This is a genomic window from Rhodococcus sp. Z6_132 (genome assembly GCF_058133635.1).
This window is the reverse complement of record NZ_JBYUNP010000002.1, coordinates 45,234-56,924: the sequence shown is the minus strand read 5'-3', so window position 1 is coordinate 56,924 and position 11,691 is coordinate 45,234. Positions and strand designations below refer to the sequence as shown.

The following is an 11,691-nucleotide window of genomic DNA, read 5'->3' as shown; positions in this document are numbered from 1 at the left end:
GTGGCCAACGGCGACGTGATCTTGGGCGCGAACCAGTACGGCAAGGCGGAGTGCCGCCTCGTGCGCATCACTCGGGACACCGAGGTGCACCAGATCGAGGACCTGACCGTCACCGCCCAGCTGCGCGGGGACTTCGTGGCTTGCCACACCGACGGCGACAACAGCCAGGTGGTGGCCACCGACACCCAGAAGAACACCGTGTACGCCTTCGCCCGGGAGCACGGCATCGGCTCGCCCGAGCAGTTCCTGCTGACCCTGGGCGGCCACTTCGTGGACAGCTTCGAGTGGGTCGACGGCGGGCGGTGGGAGGCCGAGCAGCACAGCTGGAGCCGGATCGTCGCCGACGGTGCGCCCCACGACCACGCCTTCGTCCGGGCCGGCCAGGAGGTGCGCACCGCGGTGGTGCAGCGCGACGGGGACGAGACCTTCGTGGTGGCCGGCCTCAAGGACTGCACCGTCCTGAAGTCCACCGGGTCGGAGTTCCACGGCTTCCCGCGTGACCGGTTCACCACGCTCGGGGAGACCGACGACCGGATCCTCGCCACGTCGGTGACGGCGTGGTGGCGCTACACCGACCCGGCCTCGATGGACAGCGACGACTTCAACGCCTGCTACGACGCCGTCCGTGCCACGCTGCTGGAGACCTTCGCGAGCGTGCACTCCCTGGCCCTGCAGCAGACCATCTTCGAGGTGGGCAAGGCGATCCTCACCCGCTTCCCGGGCATCGCCGAGGTCAAGCTGTCCTGCCCCAACAAGCACCACTTCCTCGTCGACCTGGCGCCGTTCGACATGGACAACCCCGGCGAGGTGTTCTTCGCCGCCGACCGCCCCTACGGGCTGATCCAGGCGACCGTCCAGCGCGAGGGCGCCGCCGAGGAGCCACGGGCATGGGCGACCATCGCCGGGTTCTGCTGATGCTCGTCGACGCCGTCCGCGCACGGCACGTCCTCGTCGACGGCGCGTTCGTCCCGGCCACGGTGACCATCACCGACGGCACCATCAGCACCGTCGCGCCCTTCGACCACCAGCTGAGCGGCACCGTCCTGGACGCACCCGACACCGCCTACGTGCTGCCCGGCGTGGTGGACACCCACGTGCACGTCAACGAGCCCGGCCGCACCGAGTGGGAGGGGTTCACCTCCGCCACCACCGCAGCTGCGCTCGGCGGCGTCACCACCCTCGTCGACATGCCGCTGAACTCCCTGCCGCCCACCACCACCGTGGCGCACCTGCGAGCCAAGCAGCAGGCCGCAGCCGGTCAGCTCGCGGTGGACGTGGCGTTCTGGGGCGGCGCGGTCCCCGGCAACCTGGCCCACCTCGAGCCGCTGTGGGACGCCGGGGTGCTGGGCTTCAAGTGCTTCCTGTCGCCGTCGGGCGTCGAGGAGTTCCCGCCGCTGTCGCCCGCCGACTTCACCGCCGCCCTCACCGAGGTGGCCCGGATCGACGCGCTCATGGTGGTGCACGCCGAGGACGCCGCGGTGCTCGACGCCGCCCCGGCCGTACCCAGCCGCGCCTACGCCGACTTCCTGCTCTCCCGCCCGGATACCGCCGAGACCACCGCCATCGCCCGGGTGATCGACGGCGCCCGCCGCACCGGCGCCCGGGTGCACGTGCTGCACCTGTCCAGCGCCCGCGCCCTGGACCTGCTCGCCGACGCCCGCGCCGAGGGCCTGCCCATCACCGTGGAGACCTGCCCGCACTACCTCTGCTTCACCGCCGAGGCCATTCCCGACGCCGCACCGCAGTTCAAGTGCTGTCCGCCGATCCGCGACGCCGGCAACCGCGAGCAGCTGTGGCAAGCCCTGTGCGACGGCGTGATCGACGTCGTGGTCAGCGACCACTCCCCCGCCACCGCGCAGGAGAAGCTCCGCGGCGACGGTGACCTGCAGCAGGCCTGGGGCGGGGTGTCCGGCCTGCAGGTGGGGTTCACCGCCGTGGCCCACGAGGCCCGCCAGCGCGGCATCGGGCTGGCCGAGGTGAGCCGCTGGATGTCGCGCAGCACCGCCGAGCTGGTCGGCCTCGGCGGCAAGGGACGCATCGCCCCGGGCGCCGACGCCGACCTCGCGGTCTACGACACCGCCACCGAGCTGCACGTGGACGTGGACCGCCTCGCCCACCGCAACCCCCTCTCGGCCTACGACGGGCTGCGCTACGCCGGCTCCGTCGTGCACACCGTGGTCGCCGGCGCCGTGGTCGCGGCAAGCCCTGATCACTCCCGTGGCCGCCTGCTCACCCGCCCGCCAGGAAGGCCGTCATGAACCAGATCAACCCGCCGCCGCGGCTGCTGATGGGCCCCGGCCCGAGCACGGCCGATCCCCGGGTGCTGCGTGCGATGTCGGCCCAGCTCGTCGGGCAGTACGACCCCGCGATGACGGACCTGATGAACGAGACCATGGAGCTCTACCGCGAGGTGTTCAGCACGCGCAACGAGCAGACGTTCCTGGTCGACGGCACCTCTCGGGCCGGCATCGAGGCGGCGCTGGTCTCCGTGCTGGAGCCGGGCGACCGGGTGCTGGTGCCGGTGCTCGGCCGCTTCGGCCACCTGCTGGTGGAGATCGCGGAGCGCTGCGGCGCCGAGGTGCACACCATCACCGTGCCCTGGGGCGAGGTCTTCCGCCCGGAGCAGGTGGAGGAGGCGGTGCTCGCCGTGCGGCCCAAGCTGCTGGCCGTGGTGCAGGGCGACACCTCCACCACCATGTGCCAGCCGCTGGCCGACCTCGGCGAGATCTGCCGTCGCCACGACGTGCTGCTCTACTGCGACGCCACCGCCTCCCTGGGCGGCAACCCCTACCCCGCCGACGCCTGGGGCGTGGACGTCACCACGGCCGGTCTGCAGAAGTGCCTGGGCGGGCCCTCGGGCAGCGCACCCACCACCCTCTCCCCGCGCGCGGTGGCGGTGATCGAGGCCCGCAGGCACGTGGAGGCGGGCATCCGGGACGCCGGCGACCAGCCCCGGGGCCGGCGGATCCAGTCGAACTACTTCGACCTGGCCATGGTCATGGACTACTGGGGCCCGCGGCGGCTCAACCACCACACCGAGGCCACCACCATGCTCTACGGCGCCCGCGAGTGCGCCCGGCTGCTGGTGGCGGAGGGCATCGACAACGCCGTCGAGCGCCACCGGCTGCACGGGGCGGCCATGCTCGCCGGCGTCCAGGGCCTGGGCCTGGGCGTCTTCGGCGACCTGGCGCACAAGATGAACAACGTCGTGGCGGTGGAGATCCCCGACGGCGTGGACGGCGAGGGGCTGCGGGCAGCGCTGCTGGCGGACTTCGGCATCGAGATCGGGACGTCGTTCGGGCCGCTGCACGGCCGGGTCTGGCGGATCGGCACCATGGGCTACAACGCCCGCCGCGACGCGGTGCTCACCACCCTGGCCGCCCTGGAGCAGGTGCTGCGGGCCTGCGGTGCGGCGGTCACCGCCGGCGGGGGCGTCGGCGCGGCCCGGGAGGTGTACGCCGGATGAGCGCGCGCACCAGTGCCGCCGAGGTGATCGCCCGCTGCGCCGAGCTGAACCAGTTCTCCGCCCAGGGCGGGGCGCTCGAGCGGGTCTACCTGTCGCCGGAGCACGCCGGCGCCAACGCGCTGGCCGCCCGCTGGATGCAGGAGGCCGGGCTGCGCACGTGGCAGGACGCCGCCGGCAACCAGTGCGGACGCGTCGAGGGTCGCCGGGCCGGGATGCCCGCCCTGCTGCTCGGCTCGCACCTGGACACCGTGCCCGACGCCGGCAGCTACGACGGGATGCTCGGCGTGGTGATGGCCATCGCCGTGGCCGAGCGGCTCCGCGACCGGGCGCACGAGCTGCCGTTCGCGCTCGAGGTGATCGGGTTCAGCGACGAGGAGGGCACCCGCTTTGGCACCGCGCTGCTGGGCAGCCGGGCCGTGGCCGGCGGCTGGGAGGAGTCGTTCTGGGCGCTGCGCGACCGCGACGGCACCACGCTGCACGAGGCGTTCCAGCAGTTCGGCCTGGACCCGCACCGGTTGGCCGAGGCCACCCGGCGGCCGGAGGAGCTCGTCGGCTACCTGGAGGCGCACATCGAGCAGGGCCCCTACCTGGAGGAGGCGGACACCGCGCTCGGCTACGTCACCACCATCGCCGGGGCGCGGCGCTTCACCGTCACCGTGCTCGGGCAGGCCCGGCACGCCGGCGGCACGCCGTACCCCCGCCGCCGCGACGCCCTGGCCGGGGCCAGCGAGGTGATCACCACCATCGAACGCATCGCCCGCGCCTCGGAGTGCATCGCCACGGTCGGCCGGGTGGAGGTGCAGCCCGGGGCGGTCAACGTCATCGCCGGCCGCGCCGAGCTCAGCCTCGACCTGCGCGCCGCCACCGACGCCGAGCGTGACGCCATGTGGGCGGTGCTGCACACCGAGATCGCGGCGATCTGTCAGCGCCGCGGGCTGGGGCTGGAGGTGGTCGAGACGCACTGCGCCCCCGCCGCTCCGTGTGCGGAGTGGCTGCAGCAGGCGGTGGTCGCCGGGATCCGCTCCACCGGTGACTCGCAGCCGCTGGGCCTGTGGAGCCGGGCGGGCCACGACGCGATGGTGCTGGCCGCCACCACCGACGTGGCGATGCTGTTCCTGCGCTGCCACGACGGCATCAGCCACCACCCGGCCGAGGACGTCCGCGAGGACGACGTCGCCCACGGCATCGACGCCCTGGAGCAGGCCGTGCTCGCCGTCGCCGCCCGCCTGGACGCGGGCGTGGCCGAGACACAGCAGGGGGTGGTCCAGTGAGGATCGACGAGCGCATCGCCCAGCACCACGGCGAGCTGTCCCCCCAGGAGCGCAAGGCCGCGGCGTCCCTGCTCGAGCACCTGGACGACCTCGCCACCTACCGCGCCTCCGAGCTCGCCGCCCTGGCCGGAGTCTCCAAGGCCACCATGAGCCGGCTGTTCCGCAGCCTGGGCTACGCCGACTTCGACGAGGTGCGCGACCACCTGCGCAGCCTGCGGACCCCCGGCGAGCCGCACCGCGTGGACGGCACCCCCGACCTCGCCGCCCACGCCACCCAGGAGCACCGGGCGGTGCAGCGCACCATCGCCCAGCCCGGCGTGGACGAGGTGGTCCGGCTCCTCGCCGCCGCCCGCCGGGTGACCGTGGTGGGCTGGCGCAACAGCCACCCGGTGGCCCTGCACCTGCGCCAGCAGCTGGCCCACGCCCGCGGCGACGTGCGCCTGGCCCCGCTGCCGGGGCAGGTGATGGGCGAGGAGCTCGCCGACCTCGCCGCCGGCGACGCCGTGCTGGTGATGGGCTTTCGCCGCCGTCCGGCCGGGTTCGGCGCGTTCCTGCGCGAGGCCGCCGCCACCGGCGCCACGGTGGTGCTGATCGCCGACCCCACCGGAATCGAGCACGCCGCCGCGGCCAGCACCTGGCTGGAGTGCCCGGTGCAGGGACTGCTCGCCTTCGACAGCTACGCCGCCGCGATGAGCCTGGTCAGCGTGCTCGCCGACGGCGTGCTCTCCGAGCTGGGCCGCCCGGGCAGCGCCCGGGTCACCGCCATCAGCCGGACCTACGACCGGCTCGTCGAGGTCGAACGGTGAGGGCCGCCTGATGGACCTGAACACCGTGACCGGCTACCGCCGCGCCACCCACCGCGACGACCTGCGGCTCAGCCCCGGCGAGGCGCTGCTCGGCGGCGGCTCCTGGCTGTTCTCCGAGCCGCAGCCCGCCACCACTGGCCTGGTGGACCTCACCACGCTGGGCTGGCCCGCCTGGGAGCTGCCTCCCGAGGAGCTGGGTCCCGAGGTGCCCAGGGTGTTGCGGATCGGCGCCACCTGCACGGTGGCCGAGCTGGCGGCGGCACCGGCGGAGGTCCTGGGCGCCGCGGCGGGCCTGGTCCGCAGCTGCGCCGAGGCGTTCCTCATGTCCTTCAAGATCCAGTCGGTGGCCACCGTGGGCGGCAACCTCTGCCTGGCACTGCCCGCCGGGGCGATGATCTCGCTGGCCAGTGCCCTGGACGCCGAGGTGCTGGTGTGGACCCCCGACGGCGGCGCGCGGCGCGAGGCGGTGGCGTCGTTCGTCCGGGACGCCGGCCGCTCCTCCCTGCAACCGGGTGAGGTGCTGCGCGCCGTCGACGTCCCGCTGGCGCACCTGCACAGCCGCACCGCGTTCCGCCGGATCGGGCTGGCCCCGCTCGGTCGCTCCTCCGCGCTGGTGATCGGTCGGAGCGACGCCGACGGCGCCACCACGCTCACGGTCACCGCGGCCACCCGCCGACCGGTGCAGCTGCGCTTTGCCGGCGTCCCTGCCGACGGCGAGCTCGAGCGTGCGCTGGGCACCGTCGACTGCTGGTACGCCGACGCCCACGGCGCCGCGGACTGGCGCCGGGCGGTCACCACCACCCTGGCCACGGAGATCTGCGAGGAGCTGGCGTCATGACCATGTCGGTGAACGGTTCCCCGGTGGCGGCCGAGCCCCGCCCGGGCCAGTGCCTGCGCACCTTCCTGCGCGAGCAGGGCGAGCTCAGCGTCAAGAAGGGCTGCGACGCCGGCGACTGCGGGGCGTGCTCGGTGCTGGTCGACGGCACACCCGTGCACTCCTGCGTCTACCCGGCGGTCCGCGGCGAGGGCCGCGAGGTCACCACCGCGGCCGGGCTCGGCACCCCGGACCAGCTGCACCCGGTCCAGCGCTGCTTCACCGCGGCCGGTGGCTTCCAGTGCGGCTTCTGCACCGCCGGCTACGTGGTCACCGCCGCCGCGCTCGCCGACGCCGACGGGCACGTGCACGCCGACGACCAGGAGCTGGGCCGGTTGTTCAAGGGCAACCTGTGCCGCTGCACCGGGTACCGCTCCATCCGCGACGCCCTCGCCGGCCGCGGCAACACCCACGCCACCGGCCCGGCGGCGTTCGGCCGCTCCGTGCCGGCGCCGGCCGGTGCCCGCGTCGTCACCGGCACCGAGCCGTACACGCTGGACCTGCCCGACGCCGGCGTGCTGCACATGCGGCTGCTCACCAGCCCGCACGCCCACGCCCGGATCACCAGCATCGACACCTCCCGGGCCGAGGCGCTGCCCGGGGTCCACCTCGTGCTGACCCACCGCGACGCCCCCGACGTGCTCTACTCCACCGGCCGCCACCAGGACCGCCTGGACGACCCCGACGACACCCGCATGCTCGACGACGTCGTGCGCTTCCGCGGGCAGCGCATCGCCGCCGTGGTGGCGGACTCGGTGGCCCTGGCCGAGCAGGCAGTCGGGCTGATCGGCGTGGACTACCAGCTGCTGCCCGCCGTCGTCGACCCCGAGCTGGCGCGCTCACCCGGGGCCCCGCTGCTGCACGGCGACAAGGACCCAGACGTCGCCCGCATCGCCGAGCCCGGCCGCAACGTCGTCGCCCAGACCCACGGCGAGGTCGGCGACGTCGCCGCCGGGCTGGCCGGCGCCGCCGCGACGGTGTCCGGCACCTGGCGCACCGCCCGCGTCACGCACGCCTCGCTGGAGACCCACGGCGCCCGCGGCTGGCTGGACGACGACGGCCGCCTGGTGATCCGCACCAGCACCCAGGTGCCGTTCCTGGTCCGCGACGAGCTCGCGCACGTCCTCGGCCTGCCGCCGGAGCGGGTGCGGGTGATCGCCGCCCGCGTCGGCGGGGGCTTCGGCGGCAAGCAGGAGATGCTCGTCGAGGACGTCGTGGCCCGCGCCGTGCTGGCGCTGGGGCAGCCGGTGCAGCTGGAGCTCACCCGCGAGGAGCAGTTCACCTCAGTCCCGTGCCGGCACCCCATGCGGGTGAGCGTGACGCTGGGCGCCGACGCCGACGGCGTGCTGACCGCCATGACGGTGGACGTGCTCAGCGACACTGGTGCCTACGGCAACCACGCCCCCGGCGTGATGTTCCACGGCTGCCACGAGTCGGTGGCGGTCTACCGCTGCCCCAACAAGCGGGTGGACGCCGAGGCGGTCTACACCAACAACGTGCCCTCCGGGGCGTTCCGCGGCTACGGGCTGGGCCAGGTGATCTTCGCGATCGAGTCGGCGATGGACGAGCTGGCCCGCGAGGTCGGGCTGTCGGCCACCGAGATCCGGCGGCGCAACGTGGTGGTTCCCGGTGACGCCTTCGTGGTCAACGGCCCGCCGGGCGACGACCTGGAGTACGGCAGCTACGGCGCCGACCAGTGCCTGGACCTGGTGGAGAAGGCGCTGGCCGGCGGCGACGGTGAGCCGGCACCCCGGGGGTGGCGCACCGGCGAGGGCATTGCGCTGTCGATGATCGCCACCATCCCCCCGCGCGGGCACCACGCCGAGGCGTCGGTGACCATCGACCCCGACGGGTCGGTCACCATCGCGTGCGGCACGGCCGAGTTCGGCAACGGCACGGCCACCGTGCACGTGCAGCTCGTCGCCGAGGAGCTGCGCACCAGCACCGACCGGGTGCGGCTGCGCGCCTCCGACACCGACCACGTCGGCTACGACACCGGCGCCTACGGCTCCACCGGCTCGGTGGTGGCCGGGGTGGCGGTGGCAGCGGCGGCCGCCGCCCTGCGGGCCCGGCTGGAGGAGCTCGCCGGCGGCGGGAGCACCGAGCCGGACGGTGTCCGCCGCAGCGACGGCACGCTCGTCCCCTGGTGCGAGCTGCTCCACGCCCCGCTCACCGCCCGCGGCAGCCACGACGGCGCCCGCCGCTCGGTCGCCTTCAACGTGCACGGCTTCCGGGTGGCGGTGAACCCGGCCACCGGCGAGCTCCGCATCCTCAAGTCGGTGCAGGCCGCCGACGCCGGCACGGTGATCAACCCCGAACAGCTGCGCGGCCAGGTGGAGGGCGGGGTGGCGCAGGGCATCGGCAGCGCGCTCTACGAGGAGATGCTGCTGGCCGAGGGCGAGGTGCTCACCCGCACCTTCCGCAGCTACCGGGTGCCGCAGATGGGTGACGTGCCTGTCACCGAGGTGCTCTTCGCCGACACCTACGACGTGCTCGGCCCACGAGGGGCGAAGTCGATGAGCGAGGCGCCGTACAACCCCGTCGCCCCGGCCCTGGCCAACGCTGTCCGCGACGCCCTCGGCGTGCGACCCCACGAGATCCCGATGAGCCGCGACCGTCTCTGGCGGCTGGCCCGCAACGACAGTTTCACCACTGAGGAGACCCCATGACTATCTACCCCACCGGCCAGCCCGACACCAGCGAGCACGACCAGCGCTGGCTCGCCGAGGCCGTGGAGCTGGCGGTGGCCAACGTGGCCGCCGGCGGCGGACCCTTCGGCGCGCTCGTGGTCCGGGACGGGCAGCTGCTGGCCACCGGCCAGAACCGCGTCACCCGCGACAACGACCCCACCGCGCACGCCGAGGTGCAGGCCATCCGCGCCGCGTGCGCCGGGCTGGGCGACTTCGCGCTGACCGGCGCCGTTCTCTACACCTCCTGCGAGCCGTGCCCGCTGTGCCTGGCGGCCTCGCTCTGGGCGCGCGTCGACCGGGTGGTGTACGCCGCCGACCGCGACGACGCCGCTCGTGGTGGCTTCGATGACCGCGCCTTCTACGAGCTGTTCGCCCAGGACCGCGCCACCTGGCCCACCCGCGTGGACGCGGTGCGCACCCCCACCGCCGTGGCCCCGTTCGACGCCTGGCTGAGCAACGTCGCCCGCACGCACTACTGAGCAACGGTCGTCCGGTGCTGAAACGAATGTTTTAACGCCCGCGAAACCTGCGCCGCGCAGGTTCGCAACATGGCGTTCCTACGGTCACGTCGTGCTCGGAAAACGAGCACTCTGCGCCCATTCCGTCTTGTGCCACCACATCCTGTGTCACTGATTCAAGGAGAACCACATGACCCTGTCGCTGCCCACGAGAAGCCGGCGCCACGGGCTCCGCCTCACCGCGCTCGTCGCCGCTGCCACCCTCAGCCTGGTGGCCTGCGGCTCCGACGACGAGGGGTCCGCCGGCGCCAGCAGCTCAGGGGCAGCCGACCACGGCGCCATCACCCTGCAGCTGTCCTGGGTGAAGAACGCCGAGTTCGCCGGCGAGTACTTCGCCGACACCAACGGCCACTACCGCAACGCCGGCTTCAGCTCGGTGACGCTCAACCCGGGCCCCGGTCCGATCGAGACGATGGTCGCCTCCGGCCAGGCCGACTTCGCCCTGAGCAACGCCGTGGCGGCCGCCCAGGTGATCGAGAAGGAGAAGGCGCCGCTGAAGATCGTCGGCACCAAGTTCCAGAAGAACCCCTTCACCATTCTCTCGCTGAAGAACAAGGCCAACATCGCCAAGCCCCAGGACCTGGTGGGCAAGACCATCGGCGTGCAGGCCGGCGGCAACGAGGCCCTCTTCGACGCCCTGCTCAAGATCAACAACATCAAGGCCTCCGACGTCAAGAAGGTGCCGGTGGAGTACGACCCGTCGCCCGTCATCGACGGTGAGGTGGACGGCTTCTTCGCCTACGTCACCAACGAGTCGCTCACGGTGTCGATGTCTGGCCACGAGATCACCAACCTGCCCTTCGCCGACAACGGCCTGCCCTTCGTCGCGGAGAGCGTCATCACCACCGACAAGATGATCGCCGAGGAGCCGGCCAAGGTGAAGGCGTTCCTGGAGGCGGAGATCCGCGGCTGGCAGGACGCCCTGGCCAACCCCACCGAGGGCGCCCGGCTGGCCGTGGAGAAGTACGGCAAGGACCTCAACCTGAGCATGGCCAAGGAGCTCAAGCAGTCGGAGGTGCAGAAGGACCTGATCGTCACCCCCGACGTGACCAAGAACGGGCTGTTCACCATCACCGACGCGCTGATCGGCCAGACCCTCACCACGCTCGCCGCCGCCGACATCAACGTCAAGGCCGACGAGCTCTTCGACCTCTCGCTGCTCACCGAGCTGCTCAAGGACAAGCCCGAGCTGGCCAAGCTGCCCTGAGTCATCCCCCGCACCGAAAGGGCAATCGTGTCGGAGACCCTCACCACCGCCGGTGCCTCGGGAGCAGCTCGCTCCCTGGGCACCGGCGTGCGGATCCAGAACCTGACCAAGACCTTCCGCGTCGGTCGCAAGGGCGTGACCGCCCTGGACGACGTCACCCTCTTCACCGACAAGGGCAGCTTCCTGTCGCTGCTCGGCCCGTCCGGGTGCGGCAAGTCCACCATCCTGCGCATCCTCGCCGGTCTGGAGAAGCCGACCGAGGGCACCGCGCTGGTGGAGGGCAAGTCGCCGCTGGAGCTGCGCCGTGACCACGAGCTCGGCATCGCCTTCCAGGACTCCGCGCTGCTGCCCTGGCGCTCGGTGCTCTCCAACATCCGGCTGCCCTTCGAGGTCTCCGGGCAGAAGCCGGACGACGCCCTGGTGGCCGAGCTGATCAACCTCGTCGGGCTGCAGGGCTTCGAGAAGGCCAAGCCGGCCCAGCTCTCCGGCGGCATGCGCCAGCGGGTCTCCATCGCGCGGTCGCTGGTGGTCAAGCCGTCGGTGCTGCTGCTGGACGAGCCGTTCGGGGCCCTGGACGACATGACCCGCCAGCGGCTGAACCTCGAGCTGCTGCGCATCTGGACCGAGAAGCCCGCGACCACGCTGATGGTCACCCACGGCATCTCCGAGGCGATCTTCCTCAGCGACCGGGTGGCGGTCATGAGCCCACGCCCGGGACGGATCAAGGAGATCATCGAGGTCGACCTCCCGCGCCCCCGGCTGCCCGCGATGATGCGGACCCCGGAGTTCCACGCCCTGCACGACCACGCCTCCGAGCTGCTCTTCGGTGGCGACTCCGCCGGGTCCGGGCAGTGATCCC

10 protein-coding genes are annotated in these 11,691 nt (G+C 73.0%); all 10 read left to right on the top strand.

Going from position 1 to position 11,691, the window contains the following annotated elements; all coding sequences use genetic code 11:
• The 10 genes from pucL (at position 1) to AC3YO9_RS06830 (ending at position 11,687) form a co-directional block, all read left to right on the top strand.
• A complete protein-coding gene (gene pucL, locus AC3YO9_RS06875) occupies positions 1 to 915 on the top strand; it encodes a factor-independent urate hydroxylase (protein WP_489982624.1) in 915 nt (304 codons plus the stop codon).
• Positions 888 to 2,258, top strand: a complete 1,371-nt coding sequence (allB, locus tag AC3YO9_RS06870; RefSeq protein ID WP_489982623.1) for an allantoinase AllB — start codon at positions 888 to 890, stop codon at positions 2,256 to 2,258. Before pucL ends, allB begins: the two co-directional genes overlap by 28 nt.
• Entirely contained in the window at positions 2,255 to 3,466 is a 1,212-nt protein-coding gene (locus AC3YO9_RS06865) for a pyridoxal-phosphate-dependent aminotransferase family protein (RefSeq protein ID WP_489982622.1), read from the top strand. The genes allB and AC3YO9_RS06865 overlap by 4 nt, the downstream gene beginning before the upstream one ends.
• Positions 3,463 to 4,737 (top strand): allantoate amidohydrolase, encoded by a 1,275-nt coding sequence (locus AC3YO9_RS06860; protein ID WP_489982621.1) that lies wholly within the window; start codon positions 3,463 to 3,465, stop codon positions 4,735 to 4,737. The genes AC3YO9_RS06865 and AC3YO9_RS06860 overlap by 4 nt, the downstream gene beginning before the upstream one ends.
• Entirely contained in the window at positions 4,734 to 5,543 is an 810-nt protein-coding gene (locus AC3YO9_RS06855; protein ID WP_127783724.1) for a MurR/RpiR family transcriptional regulator, read from the top strand. The genes AC3YO9_RS06860 and AC3YO9_RS06855 overlap by 4 nt, the downstream gene beginning before the upstream one ends.
• A gap of 10 nt (positions 5,544 to 5,553) precedes the next feature.
• On the top strand, positions 5,554 to 6,381 hold the full coding sequence (locus tag AC3YO9_RS06850; RefSeq protein WP_489982620.1) for an FAD binding domain-containing protein: 828 nt from the start codon (positions 5,554 to 5,556) through the stop codon (positions 6,379 to 6,381).
• Positions 6,378 to 9,086 (top strand): molybdopterin-dependent oxidoreductase, encoded by a 2,709-nt coding sequence (locus tag AC3YO9_RS06845; protein WP_489982619.1) that lies wholly within the window; start codon positions 6,378 to 6,380, stop codon positions 9,084 to 9,086. The genes AC3YO9_RS06850 and AC3YO9_RS06845 overlap by 4 nt, the downstream gene beginning before the upstream one ends.
• Positions 9,083 to 9,586: a nucleoside deaminase gene (locus AC3YO9_RS06840; RefSeq protein ID WP_489982618.1), complete on the top strand. Its 504-nt coding sequence runs from the start codon at positions 9,083 to 9,085 to the stop codon at positions 9,584 to 9,586. The genes AC3YO9_RS06845 and AC3YO9_RS06840 overlap by 4 nt, the downstream gene beginning before the upstream one ends.
• A 169-nt stretch (positions 9,587 to 9,755) precedes the next feature.
• Complete coding sequence (locus AC3YO9_RS06835; RefSeq protein WP_127783728.1) at positions 9,756 to 10,832, top strand: ABC transporter substrate-binding protein; 1,077 nt, start codon at positions 9,756 to 9,758, stop codon at positions 10,830 to 10,832.
• Between the two features lie 24 nt (positions 10,833 to 10,856).
• Entirely contained in the window at positions 10,857 to 11,687 is an 831-nt protein-coding gene (locus AC3YO9_RS06830) for an ABC transporter ATP-binding protein (RefSeq protein WP_489983433.1), read from the top strand.
• Positions 11,688 to 11,691: the final 4 nt, after the last annotated feature.